General features: G+C 69.3%; 18 protein-coding genes and 2 pseudogenes. 6 read left to right on the top strand and 14 right to left on the bottom strand.

Annotated features, from left to right (window positions below; all coding sequences use genetic code 11):
* On the top strand, window positions 1-611 hold a 611-nt coding region (gene larC / locus VJT49_RS29800), incomplete at its 5' end, for a nickel insertion protein (RefSeq protein WP_324168291.1).
* Here the strand turns inward: larC and VJT49_RS29795 are convergent.
* From VJT49_RS29795 to VJT49_RS29755, 9 genes and pseudogenes are all read right to left on the bottom strand, one after another.
* Window positions 608-1177 carry a hypothetical protein gene (locus VJT49_RS29795; RefSeq protein ID WP_324168290.1) on the bottom strand — a complete coding sequence of 190 codons (570 nt, stop codon included), beginning with the start codon at window positions 1175-1177 and terminating at the stop codon, window positions 608-610. The two genes, larC and VJT49_RS29795, sit on opposite strands and share 4 nt — an antisense overlap.
* Before the next feature lie 198 nt (window positions 1178-1375).
* Complete coding sequence (locus VJT49_RS29790) at window positions 1376-1996, bottom strand: glycoside hydrolase family 11 protein (protein ID WP_324168289.1); 621 nt, start codon at window positions 1994-1996, stop codon at window positions 1376-1378.
* A 96-nt stretch (window positions 1997-2092) separates the two neighbouring features.
* Window positions 2093-2938 (bottom strand): GH12 family glycosyl hydrolase domain-containing protein, encoded by an 846-nt coding sequence (locus VJT49_RS29785; RefSeq protein WP_324168288.1) that lies wholly within the window; start codon window positions 2936-2938, stop codon window positions 2093-2095.
* A 187-nt stretch (window positions 2939-3125) separates the two neighbouring features.
* A complete protein-coding gene (locus VJT49_RS29780; RefSeq protein ID WP_324168292.1) occupies window positions 3126-3533 on the bottom strand; it encodes a CoA-binding protein in 408 nt (135 codons plus the stop codon).
* A gap of 2451 nt (window positions 3534-5984) precedes the next feature.
* Window positions 5985-6353: pseudogene (locus VJT49_RS29775) on the bottom strand (enolase C-terminal domain-like protein); the annotation flags it as partial.
* Window positions 6354-6676: 323 nt separating this feature from the next.
* Entirely contained in the window at window positions 6677-8191 is a 1515-nt protein-coding gene (locus VJT49_RS29770) for a hypothetical protein (RefSeq protein WP_324168287.1), read from the bottom strand.
* Window positions 8192-8445: 254 nt separating this feature from the next.
* Window positions 8446-9663, bottom strand: coding sequence for a glucose-1-phosphate adenylyltransferase (gene glgC / locus VJT49_RS29765; protein WP_324168286.1), 1218 nt, complete (start codon window positions 9661-9663; stop codon window positions 8446-8448).
* Entirely contained in the window at window positions 9660-10814 is a 1155-nt protein-coding gene (gene glgA, locus VJT49_RS29760; RefSeq protein ID WP_324168284.1) for a glycogen synthase, read from the bottom strand. The genes glgC and glgA overlap by 4 nt, the downstream gene beginning before the upstream one ends.
* 341 nt (window positions 10815-11155) lie before the next feature.
* The gene (locus VJT49_RS29755) at window positions 11156-12985 is read right to left on the bottom strand and encodes a Xaa-Pro dipeptidyl-peptidase (protein ID WP_324168283.1); all 1830 of its coding nucleotides are present in this window, start codon (window positions 12983-12985) and stop codon (window positions 11156-11158) included.
* Window positions 12986-13070: 85 nt separating this feature from the next.
* On the opposite strand from VJT49_RS29755, the gene VJT49_RS29750 reads away from it, so the two are divergent.
* On the top strand, window positions 13071-14615 hold the full coding sequence (locus VJT49_RS29750; RefSeq protein ID WP_324168282.1) for a mucoidy inhibitor MuiA family protein: 1545 nt from the start codon (window positions 13071-13073) through the stop codon (window positions 14613-14615).
* A 4-nt stretch (window positions 14616-14619) separates the two neighbouring features.
* On the opposite strand, the gene VJT49_RS29745 is transcribed toward VJT49_RS29750, so the two are convergent.
* Window positions 14620-14931 (bottom strand): hypothetical protein, encoded by a 312-nt coding sequence (locus tag VJT49_RS29745; protein WP_324168281.1) that lies wholly within the window; start codon window positions 14929-14931, stop codon window positions 14620-14622.
* A 299-nt stretch (window positions 14932-15230) separates the two neighbouring features.
* Complete coding sequence (locus VJT49_RS29740; protein ID WP_324168280.1) at window positions 15231-16055, bottom strand: S1 family peptidase; 825 nt, start codon at window positions 16053-16055, stop codon at window positions 15231-15233.
* Between the two features lie 230 nt (window positions 16056-16285).
* Here VJT49_RS29740 and lexA point away from each other — a divergent pair, with 230 nt between their 5' ends.
* The 3 genes from lexA to VJT49_RS29725 all read left to right on the top strand — a co-directional run bounded on the left by lexA (window position 16286) and on the right by VJT49_RS29725 (window position 18810).
* Window positions 16286-16939, top strand: a complete 654-nt coding sequence (gene lexA / locus VJT49_RS29735; RefSeq protein ID WP_324168279.1) for a transcriptional repressor LexA — start codon at window positions 16286-16288, stop codon at window positions 16937-16939.
* Window positions 16940-17159: 220 nt separating this feature from the next.
* Window positions 17160-17594 (top strand): glycosyltransferase, encoded by a 435-nt coding sequence (locus VJT49_RS29730; RefSeq protein ID WP_324168278.1) that lies wholly within the window; start codon window positions 17160-17162, stop codon window positions 17592-17594.
* Window positions 17595-17730: 136 nt separating this feature from the next.
* Window positions 17731-18810 (top strand): isocitrate/isopropylmalate dehydrogenase family protein, encoded by a 1080-nt coding sequence (locus VJT49_RS29725; RefSeq protein ID WP_324168277.1) that lies wholly within the window; start codon window positions 17731-17733, stop codon window positions 18808-18810.
* Between the two features lie 135 nt (window positions 18811-18945).
* Here VJT49_RS29725 and VJT49_RS29720 read toward each other — a convergent pair.
* From VJT49_RS29720 to VJT49_RS29710, 3 genes and pseudogenes are all read right to left on the bottom strand, one after another.
* Window positions 18946-19254, bottom strand: a pseudogene (locus tag VJT49_RS29720) (Rieske (2Fe-2S) protein); the annotation flags it as partial.
* A 15-nt stretch (window positions 19255-19269) separates the two neighbouring features.
* Window positions 19270-19845, bottom strand: coding sequence for a DUF6529 family protein (locus VJT49_RS29715; RefSeq protein ID WP_324168276.1), 576 nt, complete (start codon window positions 19843-19845; stop codon window positions 19270-19272).
* Window positions 19842-20471 (bottom strand): hypothetical protein, encoded by a 630-nt coding sequence (locus VJT49_RS29710; protein WP_324168275.1) that lies wholly within the window; start codon window positions 20469-20471, stop codon window positions 19842-19844. Before VJT49_RS29710 ends, VJT49_RS29715 begins: the two co-directional genes overlap by 4 nt.
* Window positions 20472-20581: 110 nt before the next feature.
* Between VJT49_RS29710 and VJT49_RS29705 the strand changes: the two genes are divergently transcribed.
* The gene (locus tag VJT49_RS29705; RefSeq protein WP_324168274.1) at window positions 20582-21436 is read left to right on the top strand and encodes an Fpg/Nei family DNA glycosylase; all 855 of its coding nucleotides are present in this window, start codon (window positions 20582-20584) and stop codon (window positions 21434-21436) included.
* Window positions 21437-21445 lie beyond the last annotated feature (9 nt).

The raw sequence follows: 21445 nt of genomic DNA, 5'->3' as shown, positions 1-21445 counted from the left end.
TGTGCACCCCGACCGGCGCGGCGCTGCTCGTCACGCTGGCCGGCGGCTACGGTCCGATGCCCGCCTGCGTGCCGGTCACGGTCGGCGTCGGTGCGGGCACCGCCGACCCGCCCGGGCACGCCAACGTGGTGCGCGTCGTGATCGGCGACGACACGCACTCGGCACCGGCCCTGGTCAGCACCACCATGACGGTCATCGAGACCATCGTCGACGACCTTGATCCCCGGCTGTGGCCGGATGTGCTGACCGCCCTGCGCGCCGCGGGCGGCGCCGACGCCTGGTGCGCCCCGGCCACCGCGCAGAAGGGACGGCCGGGAATCCTCCTCACCGTGCTGGCGCCGGACGATCGCGTCGACGGCGTCTGCGCCGCGATCTTCGCCCACACCTCGACCCTCGGCGTGCGCCTGTACCCGGTCGAGCGGCGTGCCCTGCCGCGAGACAGCGTGACCATCGACTACCACGGTTTCCCGGTCAGCGTGAAACGGGGCTATTTCGACGGTGCCGTGATCACCACACAGCCCGAGTACGAGGAAGCCAAGTCCGCCGCGGAAGCCACCGGCCACCCCCTGCGGCGGGTGCTCGACGAGGTCAGGGCGGCCGCGCGCGACTAGATCCAGCGATGGGAATCCGCGACGCTTCCGGCTTCGGCCAGCCGGTTACGAAGCGGTTGGCGTCCCGTGTGTCCAGGAGTGGACGACCAGTCTGCCGGAGGCCGCGAAGCGCCCTTGACCGGTGCCGGTCTGGCAGCCCTCGGGCGCGCCGCGAGGAGGTGACCGAACCGGTGTAGGCGTTCGCGTTGGCCGCACCTGTGCAGATCCTTTACGTAGCGCGCGAAGTCAATTTGGCTCGTGTGGCGCGGCGCGCGGTAGTACTGGTGCTTGTCCTCGTCGCGCGCGATGGCTGCGTTCATCTCCTCGACGCCGGGCAGCGCGTCGCGACCTGTCAGGTGCCGGGCGATGAGCTTGCTCTGCTGTTTGGCGAGGTTGACGATCGTGGGCGAGGCCTGCGCCAGACCCACGTAGTACAGGTTGTCGATTCCGGGCTTGACAATACGCTTGAACAACGGGAAACGGTGCTGTTCATCCGGCAGCAACGCCGGATCGTCGAAGAACGGGAAGGACATCGTGTATCCGGTCGCGCACACGATCACGTCGGCCTCGATCCGGGTGCCGTCCACGCACACCACGGCGTCCCCGTCCAGACGGCCGATCTCGCCGAACGCACGTGAAATCACCGGAACCGGCCTTGGTGAGGAAGTCGGCGCTGACCGAGGGGTGCGCGGACAGTGGTTCGTGGTCGGGTTTCGGCAGCCCGTGGTCCTCCATCTTGCCGAGGGCCTTTTTGAATGTTTCGGGCGTTCGAAGCGAGATATCCCTCAGCTCACCGTGATGTTGGAGCTCCCGCTGCTTTGATATCCCTCTGTCGCGAGAATCAGGTAATACCTGAAGCTGCCCAGATTCATACCGGCCCGGGCCCAGGCGTCGAAGTGGTTGCCGGTGGTTATGGTTCCGCCCGTCTTCTTCACCTGCCGGGCACTCCAGTACTGGTCGAAGGTTCGAGTGCCTTCGACGGAGGGGGCGTTGTGTCGCGTCGTCCGACAGATGTCGTACGTACCACCATCGCTGGTCACCGTGCCCTGGTGGGTGCCCGTTGGCCGGTAAGTGCCCCAGTTGTCGACGATGTAGTACCCGACGAGCGGGTCCGACGTCCACCCGTAGAGCGAAAGGTATCCGTTGCCGGACGGATTGAAGCTCCCCGAGTAGGGCACAGTCCGGCGTCCGCCGTTGGTCCAGCCCTTACCGGCGACAAAGTTCCCGCAGTCGGCCCATGAGGTCCCATAGCCGCCACCGGACCCCATGGTCATCGAGACCGACCCGCCACCATCGGTCCAGAATGAATAGTAGTAGCCATTTTTGGTGCCGGTTTGATTCGTGGTTGTGGCCGTATCGGCGCCGGCGGTGCCGGGTAGTACCAGCGCGGACGTGACCAGCGCCAAGGCACCGGCCCGGCCCGGCCGATGAAACTCCGGCGGCCGATCGGGTACACGCTTCCTCCTGTCGAGGCCGGCGACCCGGATCGACGGCGACCAAGCCTATCGTGTTCCCGCGGGTGGCAGGCGTGCGGCGTCGACCGACACGGAAAACCGCTCGATCGCGTTGCCCGCCCCGCCACTCCAGAGGTTGAAGCCGCCCTCGACACCGATCAGGTACCACTCGGGCCGGATCCATCCGCGCCCCACCGAATCCATCGCGAAGGCGCGGATGTCGAGACCCTGGACCGACGAAACGTCGCCGATGCGCTGGTAGACGATCCGGTTGCGGCCCTGCGCCTGTTCGAACCAGACGTTCCAGGTCGCTCCGGCGAGCGGGACCGCGGTGGCGGTCCGGACTCCGCCCGGCCGGATGCCGCCGTGGCTGCTCAGCCAGATGATCAGTTCGGCGCCGTCCGGCGTGCCCGCCGCCACCGGGCTGCGGTGGAACCACACCACGTAGGCGGCGTTGTAGATGCCGGAATCGACCTGCCTGCTCGCCCAGTCGCTCATCACCCCGGGCATCCGGGCGACCTGGACCGGAAGGCCACTGCCCGTCGAGCACTTCCCCCAGTGACAGCCCTTGATCAGCGCGGGATAGGCCGCGGGATCGCCGTTGGGTGGCCGGTCGTGCTCCGCGACGTCCACGGTGAGCGACCGGTCCCCCACGATGATGCACTGCGCCGTGTCGGCACCCCACACGTTGTTCTGCGCGAGGTATTCGCCGTCGCCGGAAGGCACGACATCCCCTTTCCCACACGCCTTCGCCCCGGCCGTCGCGGCGGATGTCGCGGACGGCACGGCCAGCAGCACGACCCCGACCACGGCGGTCAACGCGGCGCCACCCAACCCGATGGCGGCGATGAAGATCGACACCCGGAACGCCGCATGGGCGAGCGGATGGTCCATCGGCGCTCTCCTTCCAGACCTGACAAGGGCTTCTAATCGCGCTCCGCATACACGAACGAAGATTGCCTTCGGTTCAGCGGTTGCCGATCTCCACGCCGCGCTGAGCAGTCGGCCCCTCGTAGCCGAAAGGAAACGAGAGGTCTCCGGACCGGTCAGGAAACGGCGTCGCGACGAAACCGGGTGGTCGTTACGTGCGGGTGATGCGGGCCATCGCGCGGACCACGGCGATGCAGCGGTCCTCAACGTAGGTGAGCCCGCCCTCGACGGCGATCCGGCGGGCTTCCGGCGACACGATGCCCTGTTGCAGCCACAGGGTTTTCGCCCCGATGGCGACGGCCTGCTCGGCGATGCCCGGCGCCTCCTCCGCCGGCCGGAACACGTCGACCAGGTCCACCGGCCCGGGAATGTCGGTCAGCGACCGGTACACTTTCTCGCCCAGCAGCTCGTCGGCCCACGGGTGGACGGGGATGATCCGGAACCCGGCGGCCTTCAGGTTCCCGGGTACCGAATGCGCCGCCTTGGCCGGGTCGCGGCTGAGCCCCACTACCGCGATGGTGGTGGCCTCGGCCAGGGCACGTTCGGCGAGATCGGGCATCTCGCTTTCGAGCATGGCCCGGTCGATCGCGTGCGTGCCCGCCGCGACCGAGGTCAGGCCACGGGCGGCCCGGAACTCGGTGAGCAGCCGCCACGACACCCGCGGGTCGAAGGCCATCTGCTGGCGGGCGATCGCGAGCAGTTGCGGTTCACCGCCGGGTATGCCGTACAGCAGATCCTCGGTCACCGCGTCGGTGAACACTTCGCGGATCGTCGTGCAGAACAGCAGGTAGCTGCCGGTTTCCCAGCCCAGGTCCGCCAGCGCCGGGTCCCCCTCGCCCGCCGACGCCAGCTTCGCGGCCAACCTGAGCAGTTCGGCGTCCGCGCGCAGGGTCGGGATGGTCACGAGGTCCGCGATCAGTTCGGACCGTCGTGCGGAGCTGACGATGGTGCGCGCGGCACCGGCGAACGCGGGCGCCTTCCGATCGAGTTCCCGCCGGATGAGCTCGTTCGTGACCGAAGCCAGGGTGGGGGCTTGCGCGCCGTCGACGATGTCGAGCATTTCGTCGACGTACCGCCGCAGGTCACGGGGCAGCCCGCCGGAGACGCAGTGGCACAGCACGCGGAATGGTTCCGGCAGGCCGGGCAGCCGCGAGCCGATCCAGTCGCGGCTGGATTCCGGGGTGAACTGCTCGATCCGGATCATTTCGGAGAAAGCGCTGTCAAAGGCGTCGCGGGCGGGGATTCCGCGTCGCTCGAAGGCGATGATCGCGTCGTCCGAGACCGACACCAGGAACAGGCAGCCCGGGATGTCGAAGATTCCCTTGAGATCGTTGATCAGTTCCTGGGCCTTTTCCGGCTCGCCGATCTTGTCGAGTTCGTCGATGGCGATGATCAGCCGGTCGGCGACCCGCTCCTCGCTGAGCACCTTCGCGACGTCCGCCGCGAAGGTGCGGAACGCGTCGACCACCTCGGGGTAGGTGAGCTGCTGCTCGGCCTTCTGGACGGACCGGGTGAGGCCGGCTTCGCCCTTGATCGGGAAGGTGAGCTTGCCCGACCAGCCGGTGGTGTAGGTCTGCAGGAAGCGGATTCTCAGCAGGTGCCGCAGGGCTTCCCGGCGCAGCCGGCGGAGCGGCAAATTGCCCGGATCGCGGAGCAGCCGGACCGAACCCGCCAGCACGGCACACAGGGCTCGCCACAGGAAACCGGCGACGTTCACCGAAAAGTGCAGAGCCACCAACCCGGTGAGCATCAGCACGGCGATCTGCCAGCCGCTCCGGCCGGCGAAGACACGGCCAAGGGAATGGGGGAATCCGGCGACGATCGGGCCGAGATCAGCGGCGAAGGCACCGATGGACAGATCCCAGGCGAAGGTTCCGGAAAGGGCGACGAACACCACCTCGAGCAGGCAACGAAAAGTCGAGCGGGCCACCCGGGCCGCTCGTTCGCGCGAGGTTTCCGTGGCCTCCAGCCGCTGCCCGATCGAGTCCTGGGTCTTCGCCAGGACCCCGTTGCACAGCAAGGTGTGCAGGTAGAGCACGAAATCCCGGGCCTCATAGCTCGCCGGGGCCGCGGCGACGACGGTCAGCGGGGACCGCTCGCCCGGCCGGCCGGCGGCCACCTGCTCGATCGCCGTGCTCTTGCCCGCCCCGCGGTGGCCGGCGAGCGCGATCGCCCCGGTGGACGAGCGGTCGATGGTCTTCCACAGCCGGATTCTGGCCGGGGTGAGCACCGCGGTGCCTTCGGCGTCGAGGTCGCGGACCGCGCGCACCACCCATTCCGTGCGGTACACCGGCTCACGCTGTTCGGCGACGGCACGGCGCAGCGCGGGCAGGACGATCTCCTGCACGGCGTAGCTGCGCCAGATCCTGGATTCGGCATCGGCGAGATACCTCAGCAGGCCGATCGCGTTCGGGGCCGCCCGGCGAAGCAGGCGGGTGGTCAGCAGCAGGGCGCCGAAGAATCCGATCGCGCTCACCGCCTGCGTCCAGGCCGGCGGGTTTTCCCACCCGAACAGCACGGCGAGGCACGTGACCAGGAAGGCGAGCAGTGCCACGGAACCGGCGACACCACCCGCGGTGGGCAGCGTGACGCCGGCGAACGGGGCATCGTCGCGGATCCGCGCCGTGACTTCGATGGTGCGGTCGGGATCGCGAAGGTAACCGGTGCGTTCCGTGCGCAGGCGGCCGAGCACGGCCGGGTCGTTCGCGACGGCCCACAGGATCTCCGGCGGGGAAACGTGCTCCTCCCGCATGGCCGCGCGGACCTCGTCGTCCTGAAGGCCGCGCAGGACGAGCAGGTCCAACTCTTCTTCCCCAGCTTCGGTCACAACCTCGCAGGTTAGGCCAGGCCGCAACGCCGTGGGGCCGGTTCCCACGGCGAAGGAACCTGGGTCACATCCACGCGGTCGAACCGTCCGGACGGACCGGCACCCGCCGGGTCCAGGTGACCCAGTCGTCGGTTTCGAGCGTGGCTTCGTCGATCTCGATGCCCCAACCCGGGGGCCCGGGCGTAGTTCGAGGTACCCGGCGACGGCAGGTACGGGTCGGGGCACCACGAAACGTCGTCGAACTTGTACTCGCTTGTACTCGAGAACGCCGAAATTCGTGATGGCGGCGGCGAAATTCGTGGTGGCGGCGGCGAAGTGCAGGTTCACGGCGGTCGCGAGCGGGCCGAGTGGGTTGTGCCGTGCCACCGGCACGTAGTGCGCTTCGGCGATGGGCGCGATCTTCACCAAGTGCGTCAGGCCACCGACGACGCGGATGTCCGGCTGGATGATGTCGGTGCCGATCGCGGTCAGCAACGCGAGGAACTCGTGCGGGGTGTACAGGGACTCCCCGGTCGCCAGCGGCACCGTGATCTCCGAACGGAGCCGGCCCATGCGGGGATGTGCTCCGGGCGCGGCGGTTCCTCGGAAAACAGCGGCCGGTTCGGGGCCGGTGCGGCGCCGAGATCGACGGCTTGCCACGGCTCCCACAGGTAGGCGTGCGCGTCGAAGGTGAACTCCCACTCCTCCGAAAGGCGCGGTGAATGCAGGCGCTGAGGCCGAACCCGGTGACGATCGGGGTTTTGCGAGCGAAATTCGTCGACCGTCCGGACGCCAGCATCCGGTCTTATACACCGTACCTGATATATGATGTCTTTTTTGTTCATCCGAAACTAGTACCGGCGACGGTCACCATCCATAGTGGACGGTCACATCGGCTACCCGGTCGACGGCGAGTTGACCGGGGTCGTCACTTGGGCGGCCGGCTCACCGGCCGCGACGGCGACCCGGCGACGGCGGCGTTCCCGCAGGTCTCGGGCACACCGCACGAGCACCGGCACGACCACGACACACAACGACAGCGCCGCGACGTCGAGCAGGTAAGCGGCCAGCCACACGTGTTTGGCGATCTCGTAGTACCCGTCGCCGGCCACCGCCATCACCGCGATACCGAGCGCGCTTGTCGTGGCCACCCCGGCGACGATGCCGTACCGGGTCGTCCACCGCCGCCGCGACAGCGCGACCGCCGCGGCGCCCGTGCCGAGCAGCACGAGCAAGGACGGCCACCACGGCGGGCTCATCTCGTCGAGCCATTGCCGGAACGTGCTCTGGTCGCCGCCCATATCGCCACTGACCGGGCCAAAGTTCCGCGGCGGCACACTCGCCGGCGTCCATGGCTCGTCGGACAGGTAGGGCAGGCTCCGGCCGTAGGTCGACTGCAGGGCGATCCCCACGGCGCGAGCCAGCACGGCCGGCCGGGCGAGCAACATCCCCCAGACCTTGTTCCTGATCCCGTCGGGGTCGTTCTTCACGGCGTCGGCGCCGATCAGCTCGTCCGGTCCCTTCGGGTAGAACGCGTGGCCCACACTCTCCCGCGCGGCGGCGGGCAGGCCGAGAGCGGTCGCCGTGCCCGGTATTTCGACCAGAGAAAGGGTATAGACCACATTGATCGCGTTGACTTCGGCGTAGTTGCGGTCCTGCCAGGCGAGGCTCGCGCGGATCGGCCAAATGGTCTCGACCACGAGCAGGACGGCGAGCGCTGGGCCGACGATCCGGCCGGACCACCACCGGCCGCGGCCCAGCCGCGCGCCGGTGACCGCGCAGACGAGCACGGCCAGCACGAGCAACGGCAGGAACCCAACCTTCGCCAGCCCCGCGATCACCCCGCCGACGGCGACGAGGGCGAGCGCGGACAGCCGCGCGAAACCGTCCTCGATCCCGGTCGCGGCGATGACGGCGACCCCGCACAGCAGTGTGTACGCGCCGAACAGTCCGGCGGGCTCGGAAAACGTCGAAATGAACATCCGCGCGAAGTCGGGTTCGAGCACGGGGATCAGCGGCGGGAGCAGGAAAACCAGTCGCCGCCGGCCATGCACGAGCAACGCCCGAGCCGTGACCAGGGTAACCAGGAAGATCAGCAGCGTGTACAGCCAGCCGAGCTCGGTCAGGCTGACCGCGCCGCGCCCGCCCACGATGGCCTTCAAAATGATCCCGGCGCTGGACGGCTGGGGATCCGGGCAAGGCGCACCGCGTCCGAAGTCCAGCACCACGCCGCCCTGCCAGCTCGCGGCGTGGGTCGGGGTGGCAGGGACGAGCCCGGCGCCGCAGAACAGCCGGTAACCGTCGCCGTTGTCGCCGGCACCCGTCGGGGTTCCGCCGAGCAGGCCGAGCGCGAGCGACAGCCCGAGCGCGACCACTACCGCGGTCACTGCGGCGAGCCCCAATCTGTTCATGCTGATCAGCGTATGGCGCGGTCCGCGGCGCTGTCTGGGATTACCCGATTTCCCGCACGTCTCGCGACAGGCGAGTCGCGCTCCCGCGACAGGCGAGTCGAGCTTTGGTGACAGGCGAGTCGGGCTTTGGTGACAGGCGAGTCGGGGTTTGGTGACGGGTGAGTCGGGCTCCCGCGACAGGCGAGTCGGGCTTTGGTGGGACTCCGCCGGCAACTCACGTGTCGTGAGTATCGGACTCGCCGGAGGAGTCGGGGCTAGATCGCGCGTTCGCCCTTGCCCAGCACGACGATCCCGGCCGGGCTGACGTGGTAGTGCTGCCGGTCGCGGGTCAGGTCGACGCCGATGTGCGCACCCGGCGGCACGACGACGTTCTTGTCCAGGATCGCCCGCCGCACCACCGCCCCGGCGCCGACGCGCACACCGTCCAGCAACACGGAACCCTGCACCACCGCGCCGTTTTCGATGAAGACGTCGGGCGAAAGCACCGACTCGACGACCTGCGCGCCGGAGATGATGCAGCCGTTGCTGACGATCGACTGGTTCGCCGTGCCGCCCTCGACGAACTTCGCGGCGGCACGCTGCCCCGGATGCGCCAGGATCGGCCAGCGCCGGTTGTAGAGGTTGAAGATCGGGTGGGTCGAGATCAGGTCGCAGTGCGCTTCGTAGTAGTTGTCGATCGTCCCGACGTCCCGCCAGTAGCCGTGGTCCCGGTCGGTCTCGCCCGGCACCACGTTCTGGTCGAAGTCGTACACCGCTGCGTCACCCTTGGCGACCAGCATGGGGATGATGTCGCGGCCCATGTCGTGGTGGGAGGCGGTGTTCTCGGCGTCGGCCTTCAGCGCGTCCACCAGCACCTGTGCGCCGAACACGTAGTTGCCCATGGACACGTAAGCCTGCTCCGGCGCGTCTGGCAGGCCCGGCGGGTCCTCCGGCTTCTCCAGGAAGGCGTCGATCTTGGTGCCGTCGGTGGTCTGGATGACGCCGAACGCGGTCGCCTCCTCGCGACGCACGCGAATGCCCGCCACGGTCACCCCGGCGCCCGACGAGACATGCGCCTCGATCATCTGCCGCGGATCCATCCGGTAGATGTTGTCGGCGCCGAACACCGCGATGTACTCCGGGCACTCGTCGTAGACGAGGTTCAGGCTCTGGTGGATCGCGTCCGCGCTGCCCTGGAACCAGCGGGGCCCCAGCCGCTGCTGCGCCGGAACCGGCGTGACGTACTCGCCGGTGAGCGAGGACAGCCGCCACGTCGTGCTGATGTGCCGGTCCAGCGAGTGGGACTTGTACTGGGTGAGCACGCAGATCCGCCGGACCCCGCCGTGCACGAGGTTGGACAGCACGAAGTCGATCAGCCGGTGCACTCCGCCGAACGGCACCGCGGGCTTGGCCCGGTCGGCCGTCAGCGGCATCAGCCGCTTGCCCTCGCCCCCGGCAAGGACGATGCCCAGCACATCCGATGCCTCGTTCACGACGACCTCCCGATCGCTTCGTAGATCCCCAGGGTGCGGGCCGCGATCGCGGCCCAGGCGAACTCCTCGACGGCCCGGACCCGCCCGGCCGTCCCCATCTCCTTGGCGCGGCCCGGATCGCCGGCCAGCTCGGTGATGCGCCCGGCCAGCCCGGCCTCGAACGCGGAGGGGTCGTTCTCGTCGTAGTGGACCAGCAGGCCGGTCACGCCATCGTCCACGACCTCGGGGATTCCGCCGACGTCGCTCGCGACCACCGCGGTGCCGCAGGCCATGGCCTCCAGGTTCACGATCCCGAGCGGCTCGTACACCGACGGGCACACGAAAACCGTGGCGTGGGTGAGGAACTGGACCACCTCGTCGCGTGGCAGCATCTCCGGGATCCAGTGCACGCCGGTGCGGGTCACCCGCAGGCGCTCGACCAGGCCGCGGAACTCCGCGTCCAGCTCCGGGGTGTCGGCCCCACCCGCGCACAACACCACTTGGAGGTCCTCGGGCAGCGACGCGACCGCGCGCAGGAGGTGCGGCACGCCCTTCTGCCGGGTCACCCGGCCGACGAACACGATGTAGGGCCTGGCCGGGTCGACACCGCGGGCGCTGATCGCGCCGGTCGCCGAAACCGGTTGGTACAGCTGGGTGTCGATGCCGTTGTGCACCACGTGCACGCGCTCCGGCGGGATCGCCGGGTAGACCTCGAGCACGTCGCGGCGCATCCCCTCGCTCACGGCGATGACCGCGTCGGCGGCCTCGTAGGCGGTGCGCTCGATCCACGACGAGATCCGGTAGCCGCCGCCCAGTTGCTCGGCCTTCCAGGGCCGCAGCGGTTCCAGGGAATGCGCGGTGAGCACGTGCGGGATGCCGTAGTTCAGCTTCGCGAGATGACCGGCGAGGTTGACGTACCAGGTGTGGCTGTGCGCGAGGTCGTGCCCGGCCAGCGCGTCGGCCATGGAGATCGCGATGTCCATTGTGGCGAACGCCGGCTGCCGGTAGCCGTGCGCGTCGCGATGGCCGTGCGCCCCCTCCCGGCCGGCACCCCAGCAGTGGATGTCGAGATCGACGAGCGAACGCAGTTCACGGGCGAGGAACTCCACGTGCACCCCGGCGCCGCCGTAGACCTCCGGCGGGTACTCGCGGGTCAGCAGACCGACCTTCATGCCCTGACCCTAGGTGTTCGGACCGCTCCGGTGCAGTACTTCGCCGCGGTGGCTTCCACGAGAGCCGGGCGTGCCCACGGTCCACAGTAGCCACAGAACGACGAGGGGCCGACGGCCACGCGATCGCCGACCGTCCACTTTCCCCGGCCAACGATCGGGTACGGGATGTGCACGCCGCGCGTTCAGCCACCCTGCACGAGGTGCTCATATGAGCACCCCCGAAGTGGGTCATGTGGCAGAAACCGAGGCCGCAGCATGCCGCCCTCACGCTCATCACGGACACGCCGGCCGCCGAACGCCTCCCCCGTCTCCGCGACCCGTCGTAGAGAGCCGCATCGGGACTATCCGAACGCGGCGCGCAGGGCGGGCTTCCCACCGGTCACCGGCAGCGTCACCGACGTCCGCGTCAGATCGAGCGCCAGGCCCGCGCCCGGCTTCGGCCGGAGCGTGTAGTCGTAGTCGCTCGACGCCAGCAGGAACTCCAGGCGGTGGCCCGCCGCCAGAACGTAGTCCTTCGGCATCAACTCGACCTTGATGTGATAGCGCTCTCCCGGGATCACCGGCTGCGTGCGCGACGGGTCGGCGCGGTTCTGGGGGTCCGCCCAGCCACGGCTGATCACGTGCGACGTGCCGTCCGGTGCCCGGTCGAGCAGCACCGCCGTGACGTTCGCGGCCGGGCGGTCGAAGGACAGCGCCAGGTCCGCCCGCACGGTCCCCGAAAGCCGCACCGCCTGCTTCGCCGCGGAAGTCGTGTACAGCAAGCGGTTTCCCGAAGACGCGGCGTCCGCGAGCTGTTCGATCGTCTTGCTCGAGTCGTCGGTCAGCGATTCGACGGCCGCTCTGCCCGGCACCGGATAGCGCGTGTCGATCGTGCCCTTCACGCCGCCGCCCGGCCACGGGTACACGCGGACGTCGGTCGTGCCCGCGACGGGCCAGTCGGCTTCGTCGGTCCACGACAGGTCCTCGCGCTGGATCGTCGCCTTCGGCTCGTTCTGGATGCCGTTGTCCACGCCGTGGAGGTAGTGGGACATCCACTTGTTCAGCGTCGAGAGCCAGGCGTCACGGCGCAGCGTATACGGGTCGGCGTGCCCGGACTGGTGCAGCCAGATCTTGTGCTCGACGCCGTGTGCCTTCAACGCTTCGTACCACTCGGCGACCTGGTCGGTCTTGACGTTCCAGTCGTTGAGGCCGTGCACGGCGAGCACCGAGGCGTGTACCTTGCCAACGTCGTCGCGGTAGTTTCGGACATCCCAGAACCGCGTGTAGTCGCCGGTCACCCGGTCCTGGTCGCGGGTGAGCCCGTCGATCACCGGGCGGCAGATCTGCCGGTCGGCGCGGGTGTAGACGTATTCGGCGAGGACGTCGGCATCCTCGCCCTGGAACCCGCCGGCCGCGACGACCGCGCCCTCGTTGCGGTAGTACTGGTACCAGTTGGAGATCGCCGCGATCGGCACGATCGTCTCCAGCCCGGCGACGCCGGTGCCGGCGACCGCGTTCGGCAACGTGCCGTTGTAGGACACGCCCATCATGCCGGTCTTCCCGGTGCTCCAGCGCGCGGTCACCGGCGCACCGGCGGCGTCGCGCGCGTGCGCCCGGCCGTTGAGCCAGTCGACGACGGACCTGGCGCCGATCGTCTCGTTGACATCGCCGGTGGTCGGGCACCCGGTCGACAGCCCGGTGCCGAGCGACTCCCCGTACACCACGGCGAATCCGCGCGCGGTGAAGTAGTCCTGGTACCGCCAGGTGATCGGGGAGGGGCCAGAGAGCACAGCCGGCCCGACACCGTTCGCGGTCGCGCGCGGGCCTTCCGGGCCATGCCCGTGTCCTGGCACGTACAACTCGACGTCGACGTCGTGGTTCGCGACGTCGTTGCCACCCGCGTAGTACGGGCTGGCCTGGTACACCACCGGGACCTTCATGCCCCGGAGCGTGGCGCGCGGCCGGACGACCTGGGCGTGCACGAGGTCGTCCTTACCGTCGTGGTCGCTGTCGACCGGTGCGCTGACCCAGACGTCCTCGCGGATCACGTCGGCCGGATCGAACACCGGCTGCGCCTCGCCGCCGGTGAACACCGGCGTCGGCGGCACCCCGGTCGCAACGGCCTCGGCGACGCCTGTCAGCGGCAGCGCGAGGACCGCGGCGAGCAGGACTGCGGATGGTGCGACCTTCACTCGAAACCCCCAAGCCGGGCGAAGCAGGCAAGTGGAGACACTTCCGTTCCGCACGGCGAGGTGTCAAGAGACTAACGTCGGGCCCATGCCGACCGTGGAAGCCCCGATCGTCGCCGTCACCGTGTATCCGCGGCATGCCCGTGTCACCCGCCGGGGCCGGGCGCGCCTCGACGCCGGCCCCCAGACAGCACTGACGTTCGCCGGACTGCCGCTCACCCTCGACCCGGCATCGGTGCGCGTGACCGGCACCGGGCCGGCGCTGATCGCCGGCGTTGACGTCCGCACCGAACGCCACGCCGAACCGGCCGACGCGCCGTTGCGCGCGTTGACCGAGCAGCGACGCGCCGACCAGGCGACGATCGACGCCCTCTCGGACGACGAAGCGGCGGAAGCGATGAAAGTGGAGTTGCTGACGTCGCTCGCGAAACGCAGTGGCAACAGCTTCGCGAAGGCGTTGGCCGCTGGAACCGCCGAGCCGGACCGCGTCGCCGAAGTGACCGACGCGCTGGGAAGCCGGCTCGCCGAGGCGCTGAAGGCCCGCCGCCGGCTCACGGACCGGCTCGCCCGGCTGCGCGAGGACCTCGCCGCGCTCGACCGCCGCATCGCGGCGCACAGCGGACAGTCCGAACAGGACAGTACGAGCGTGGTCGTCCAACTGGAGATCACCGAGCCCGAAGGCGAAGCCGGGCTCGAACTGTCCTATGTGGTCCCCGGTGCGAGCTGGGAGCCGGGCTACGACGTCCGGGTCCACGGCACCGACGTCACGGTGACCTCGTACGGCCTGGTCAACCAGCACACCGGCGAGGACTGGCCGGAGTGCGAGCTGGCGCTGTCCACCGCGCGCCCGGCGAACACCGTCGTGGTGCCCGAACTCCGGCCCTGGTACCTCGACCGCGCGCAGCCGATCCGCCCGATGGTGGCAGCCGCGCCAGGCAGCGTGCCCGAGGGTGCCGGGATGAAACGGTTTGCCGCGCCCGCGATGGCACCGAAACCGGCCGAGGCCGAACAGGGCACGACGGCGGTCACCTACCGGCCGTCGTGGCCGGTCGCGGTGCCCTCGGGCGCGCAGGGCCACCGTACGACGCTCGCCCGGCTTGACCTGACCGCGGAACTCGGGTACGTCACCGCGCCCGTGCTGGCAGAGGAGGCGTACCTGCGCGCCAAAGTGGTCAACACCTCCGAGCACGCGCTTCGGCCCGGGCGCGCGTCGGTGTTCCACGACGCCGAGTTCGTCGGCACGACCCGGCTGGACGCCTGGGCCCCGGGCGAGGACATCGAACTCGCGCTCGGCGTCGACGACCGGATCCGGGTCGAGCGAGAGCTTGTCCGCCGCACCGCGAGCAAGGCGACGCTGTCCGGGCAGAAACGCCGCGAGGCGGAGTACAAGATCACCGTGGCGAACCACGGCCCGCGCGAAGCCGTCGTGACCGTGCTCGACCAGGCTCCGGTCTCCCGCGACGACACAATCACCGTGCGGGATGTGCGGACCAGCCCGGAGCCCGCCGAAACTTCGGCGCTGGGCGAGTTCACCTGGCGGCTGGCGCTGCCGTCCGGCGGGACCGGGGAGGTGACGCTGTCCTACCGGGTGGACGTCGCGAAGGGCGTGGAACTCAGCGGCTGGCGGGAATAGTTCCCTACTGCCGTGCCGCCCAGTAGTTCCGGAAGAGCAGGTAGGTGTCGATGATGTCCGGCGACGCGCTCTCGACGGACCGGTAGACGCCCCACTTGGGGCGCATGTAGTCACCCTGGTCCGGGATGTTCACGTTCGACATGCTGCCCTGGGCGGCGACGGGTGCGCCGGAACCGGTCCCGTTGCGGACGGTGAACGCGGCCTTGCCCTTCGAGCCGATGGTGAACGTCCACTCGACGGTGATCCACTTGGAGGACCGCGAGCGCGTGTCAACGGAAATTTCCCGCCCGCTAACCACCTCCAGTCCATGATCCACCCGACCTCGGGTACGAGTGCGCGGCGCTTTGCACCTATCACACGCGAGTCCGGCTCTCAGTTCGGGCGAGTCCGGCTTTGGTGACGGGCGAGTCGGGCTCCCATGACAGGCGAGTCCGGCCGTCGCGACACCTGAGTTCCCTCTTCGTGCGCGAGGGAGACTCAGCGTGCGCCAAAGCTGGACTGTCGCGGGAACCCGACTCGCCTGTCGCGGGAGCCCGACTCGCGGGACGCGAAAGCCGGACTCGCCTGTCACCAAAGACCGACTCGCCTGTCGCGGGAACCCGACTCGCGGGCTGGCTAGGGTTCGCCGTCTTCTAACTGTTGGCGTATCCAGGCGGCGACGACGTCGACCCTGGCCAGGATCTCGGTGCCGGCCTGAGGGCACGACGGCCCGGAAACCTCGGTGGCCACCAGCTGGCCGTGCACATCATCGCTCGAGGTGTAGAACGGTGCGCCGGAATCGTCGCGGCACGGGCTGTTCTCCACCGTCCGCGGCACGACCGGCAGGGCCTCGAGCGTGGAGGCGTTGATCTTCGAGATGGTGAACTCACCACGCTTGAGGTGGTCGGACGAGGTGATGACGGTGGCCGACGTCGAACCCCAGCCCGCGAACTGCAGACGCTGGCCGACCGGCGGTTTCCCCTCGGGCAGGGTCAGCGGAGCGATGTCGGTGATCGGGGCGCTGAGTTTCCCCACCGCGAGGTCGTTGAGCGGTGACTGGCGGACATCCACCACCTGCACCGTGTGGCCCCCCGGATCACTTTCCTTGATCTTGCCGACGGTCACGGTCATGTGATAGCGCGGTTGCCCGCCCACCCGCACGTCGTTGATGTCGTGGAAGCAGTGTCCGGCCGTGATGATCCACTGGGGATGGATGAGCGCTCCACTGCAGCCACCGTCTCGCACGCCGCCGCCGGGAACCGGGATGTCCTCGGACCTCAGCTTGGCGTTGAACGGCAGGACGGGCTTCGGCGCCGGAGGAGGAGGCGGCGGCGTGGTCGACCGGGCTTGGTCCGCGCCACCGGGGCTCGCGGGCTGTTCCCGCACCTCGACCCGAACCTGCCGCCCCGCGGCGTTCACCTGCTGCCGCGCGGAGTAGCCGTAGCCACCTGCGGCTCCCACGATGACAGCCCCCGCCAGCGCGCAGTGCCAAAGGAACCGGCCCGTCCTCGAACTACTCGTCACCTAATGCTAGACGACCAAAAGGCCGGAAAAGTTCGACCAGCGTGATCACGGATACTCCGCAGGGACAATCTTTGCGCGTTTGGCCCGAGTTGGCCGCACACTCGCGCCATCCGTGCTTGTCCGGGTTGCCTCCCCGGTCACCGGGGTCTGCCTCTACGATGCGGCGGGTGACCGCCTACGACGATCTCGGACACCTGGACACCTCGGCCCTGCCGCCACGTCAGCAGCGGATCCTGGTCGCGATCCGGGACTGGGTGGTCAGGCACGGGTATTCGCCGAGCACGCGCCAGATCGGCGATGCCGTTGGCCTGCGATCGTCGTCGTCGGTGTCGAAACACTTGACGAGCCTGGAGGAGAAGGGGTTCCTCCGCCGCGGTCCCGCGGTGTCCCGGCCCATCGACGTGCGGATGTTCCTGCGGGAACAGCAGGCGCGGGAGCACGCCGACGGCTCGGTGACCGTGCCCGTCGTCGGTGACATCGCCGCAGGCGTTCCCATCTCGGCCGAGGAACATGTCGACGACGTGCTGACGTTGCCCCGCGAACTCGCCGGTCGTGGCAACGTCTTCGGCCTGCGTGTGCGTGGCGACTCGATGATCGACGCCGCGATCTGTGACGGCGACATCGTCGTGGTGCGGCAGCAACCCGAGGCCCATTCGGGCCAGATCGTCGCCGCGATGATCGAGGGCGAGGCCACGGTCAAGGTGTACCGCCGCCGCAACGGCCACGTCTATCTCGAGCCGCGCAACCCGGCCTACGAAGTGATCGACGGCGATGGTGCCGTTGTCCTGGGCATTGTTGTTTCGGTGCTGCGTAGCGTCTGAGTCGGATCAAGGTCGCGCCGTATAGATCGTTATACATCTCTGGGGAAAGCGCTTTCCCGCAGCGAAATCGGCTGGAAGAAAAACAAGGGATTTCCCTCTCCCCTTCAACCGTGACTTGCGGCAGGACCTCCCCGGAGAGCCGTAATCGCAGGTCTGCGCGCCGGGACCGGCCCGGACGAGGTGCACGGTCACCATTTTCGGGCCACCGGGAGATTTCCGGATGCGGGCACTGCTGTCGACGATCGGTTCACGGGGAGCGCCGGTGGACGACGAGCCGGACTGCCTGGCCATCACGGAGGCCAACCTGCGGGCGCTCTTCCCGCACGTCGCCGCCGTCGTGCACCACGGCGGCGCGGGCACCCCGACCACGACCGCACTCGCCGGCGTGCCCCAGGTCGTCGTGCCGCACCATTACGATCAGAACTACTTCGCCCAGCGTGTCCAGGACCTCGGAATCGGCGCCGCGCACAAGGGTGCCGGCTCCCTCACCGAAGCGTTGCGGCCGGCTTTTCAGCCGGATGTGGCGGCCCGCGCGCGGTCCTTCGCCCCGGAAGTGCGCACCGGCCGCCGCAAAGGACGTGTCCCGCTTGTCCGGATCATCGAAACGAATGCCTCGTCCAAAAGGCTCGGAAAACTGACACGACCTCACGGGTGAGTGGTTTACCACGCGCATCTCTCGACGGATACCAGGCACGCGCCCTTGTCGGCGAGCGCTCGCTCCGGGTGCCTGGTCATTCGCGTCACGAGGACGGCTACGCCATCCTGTTGACCGGCGAAAGGACGACCTGACCATGCGACACACCTATCACCTCGGCGTCCTGGCCGGGGACGGCATCGGGCCCGAGATCGTGCCGGCGGCCGTCGAAGTGGCCGACGCGGCGATCGTGGCCACCGGCGCGGATCCCATCGACTGGGTGCCGCTGCCGCTGGGCCGCCTCGCGATCGACGAGTTCGGCACGCCACTGCCCGACGTCACGCTCAAGACCCTGGCCGGGTTGGACGGGTGGCTGCTCGGCCCGCACGACAGCGCCACCTACCCCGAGCCCCACCGCTCACAGCTGAACCCGAGCGGCACCATCCGCAAGCACTTCGACCTGTTCGCCAACATCCGGCCCGCCAAGGCGTTCCCCGGAGCACCGGCGATCGTCGAGCACACCGACCTCGTCATCGTCCGGGAGAACACCCAGGGCTTCTACGCCGACCGCAACACCTACACCGGCAGCGGCGAGTTCATGCCCACTCCCGACGTCGCCATCGCCCATGCGATCATCACCCGCCCCGCGGTGGAGCGGATCGCGCACGCGGCGTTCCAACTCGCCACCCGGCGCCGGAACAAGGTCACCATCGTGCACAAGGCCAACGTCCTGCGGCTGACCACGGGCCTGTTCCGCGACGTCTGCCACGAGATCGCCGGGCAGTACCACCAGGTCGCCGTGGACGACTACCACATCGACGCGATGACCGTGCACCTGCTGCGGCGCGCCCACGAGTTCGACGTCATCGTCACGGAGAACATGTTCGGCGACATCCTCTCCGACCTCACCGCCGGAATCGCGGGCTCCCCGGGCATCGCGCCGGCGATCAACACCTCGGCCGACCACGGCATGGCCCAGGCGGTCCACGGCTCGGCCCCCGACATCGCCGGACAGGACATCGCCAACCCCGCGGCGATGATCCTCTCGGCCGCGATGTTGCTGGACTGGCTGGCCGCCCGCCGTGGCGACCCGCGACCGCGCCGCGCCGCCGAACTCGTCGAGACCGCCGTCGCGGACACCATCCGGGCCGGGACCACCACGCCCGACCTCGGCGGCACCGCGGGCACGCGTGCGTTCACCGGGGCAGTCATCCAGGCCATCCGGGCACGCTGCTAGGCGGCCGAGATGCTGCCGCCCTGGACGGTGATCGGTTTCTCGGGCAGCGGGCTCTTGGCGGGACCCGCCCGCACGCTGGCGTCCGGGACCCGCCCGCACGCTGGCGTCGGTGATGCTGAACTTGCTGTCGTGGCACGGGCAGTTGATCGTGCCCCCGGTGACCTCGCCGACCGTGCAGCCCTGATGCGTGCAGGTCGCGGAGAAGCACTTGAAGGTGCCCGCGGCCGGTTGCGTGATCACCACCCCGTTGGCGGGGAACACCTTGCCCCCGCCGACCGGGATGTCCGACGTTTTCGCGATCACGCCGGGAGTTTCCGAGACCGGGCCGGTGCTCGTGGGCGGCGTTTCCGGCGGTTGGCCCGGCCCACCGTAGGTCTGGCAGGCCGCCACCGCGCCGCCGGCCAGGATCGCCAGCCCGGCTCGCCGGGAGAGGGCGTGGTCCATGACTGCTCCCCCGCTCTAGAAGGTGACTCCGAAGGTGGTGAAGAACCAGTAGGCCGACGAGAACCACAGCGCGACCATCGCCGCGAAGACGGCTCCGCCGACGGTCGGCAGCACCCAGCCCGGGCTGTCCTCGCGCGTGAGCACCAGCATCTTGCACACGAACACGCCGTAGAAGAAGCAGCCGAGCAGCGAGTGCAGCAGGATTCGCGTGTCGAAGGTCTGGAAGCCGAGTGCGAACAGGCAATGCGCGGCCACCGGCACGGTCACGGCCACCGCGAGGCGGCCGGACCAGCGGTGCAGCGCGGCAACCCCACGACCGCCCGAAACCCCGGGCAGCTTGCCGAACAGCGCCAGCGCGGACAGCAGTTGCCCGATCGCCAGCACCACGGCGACGGTGGTCAGCCACGTCTTGACCGCCATGAAGCTGGAGAACCCCGCGAGGTTCACCGCGACGCCGGTCGGTTCGTGCAGGCCGGCGTACAGGCCGAGCGCGACGGACACCGCCGCGCCGGCCGCGAGGGCGACCATGACAGGGCCGAAGCGCGTGGCGCGCCCGGCCCGGGGAATCGGGGTCGTGGGTGGGTCGATCATCCGATCTCCTCCTCACCGGACACCGGGGAGACACTGACCGGCCCGCCGCCGACGGTCGCCGTTCCGGATGCGGCGTCCAGTGGCGGGGCGGGAGTCTCCTGGCCGTTCGTGTTCGCCACACCCACCTGGGAGCCGTCGGGCAGCACGATCCAGCCGATCGTCGTCGTCCCGTTCTTGTTCCGATACAGCCCGGCCGGTTTCTTCGCCACGCCGATCGTGAAGCGGTATTCGTTCGCGCCCAGCTTCGTGGTTCCGGTGAGCGCGTCACCCTCGATCGAGGCGGACAGGCCCGCGTTCCGGTTCGCGGAGGTTACGTCGATGTGCCCGTCCTTCGCCGAACCCGTCAGCCAGGCCTCGCGAGCCCCGTCGCACAGGTAGGCCGCGGCTCTGCGGCCCTTCACCGCGACCGCCACCGCGAGCTTGCTGCTGTCCGCCTTTCCCGCGTAGACCACCTCATCCGGCAACGCGGCCACCCGTGAGGTGGTCGTGACCGGTGCCGGAGAGGTCGTGGCGGGCGGTGCCGCGGCGGCTCCGCCCGGGTGCGCCCGGGTCGCGTTGAACGCCACGAACCCGGCCAGCCCGAGCAGCACCAACGCCGCCGTAACCAGCGGGGTCAGCTGTTTCATCGCCCCACAGTATGCGAACGGCCCCGGCGTCCGGCAGGTCCGGAAGGGCAGAGCAACCCGCCGATCCCCGGGACAGCCGCGGGAAGACGCTTGTTCCGGACTCGGTTGTCGTGACGGGGCCACTCGCGTGGTTTGCCCGGCGGGGCCCGGTGGGTAAGCCCAGGATCGTGCCGGAGTTACCCGACGTCGAAAGCTTCCGCCAGGTATTCGCTGCTCACGCCGTGAAACGGCCGATTTCGGGTGTCGACGTGCTCGACGCGGGAGTCCTCCGTGACGTCACCGCCGACCGGTTGTCGCGAACGTTGCCCGGTCAGCGTTTTTCCGAGCCCCGGCGGCACGGCAAGTGGCTCATCGCGCCGGTCGGCTCGCACGCCGTGATCCTGCACTTCGGGATGACCGGATCTCTTTACTGGACCGGGCCCGGCGAGCAGCCACATCGCCATGACCGGGTGATTTTCGCCTTCCCGGACGGCGAGTTGCGCTACCGGGACATGCGCAAGCTGCAGGGCCTGCGGTTGGTGGACAGTCCTCGCGGCGTGGACGACGTGCTCGCCGACGTCGGACCGGACGCGACCGAAGTGTCCCGAGAGCGGCTGCGGGAACTCCTGGACGGCCGGCGGAAGCAGGTCAAGGCGGCGTTGACGGACCAGTCGATCATGGCCGGGATCGGCAACCTGCTGGCCGACGAGATCCTGTGGCGGGCGCGAATCCATCCCCGCACCTCATGTGTCCACTTGGGACGAGACGAGCTCGCCCGGCTGGACGCGGCGATGGGCCGCGTGCTCCGGCAATCGATCAAAGCGGGGCGCGTGCCGGTCACGAAATCGTGGCTGACCGGGCGGCGTGACGACCCGTCCGGCTCCTGTCCCCGGTGCGGCACCCTGCTCGCTCACGACCGGACCGGTGGGCGGACCACCACCTGGTGCCCGCACTGCCAACCGGACGAGCCTGTCCAGCCGCGGTAGGGAGAACCC

The sequence above is a fragment of the Amycolatopsis sp. genome (genome assembly GCF_035276945.1).
GTDB lineage: Bacteria > Actinomycetota > Actinomycetes > Mycobacteriales > Pseudonocardiaceae > Amycolatopsis_E.
Note: the sequence above shows the minus strand (reverse complement) of the source record. Positions and strands in the feature narration are given on the sequence as shown.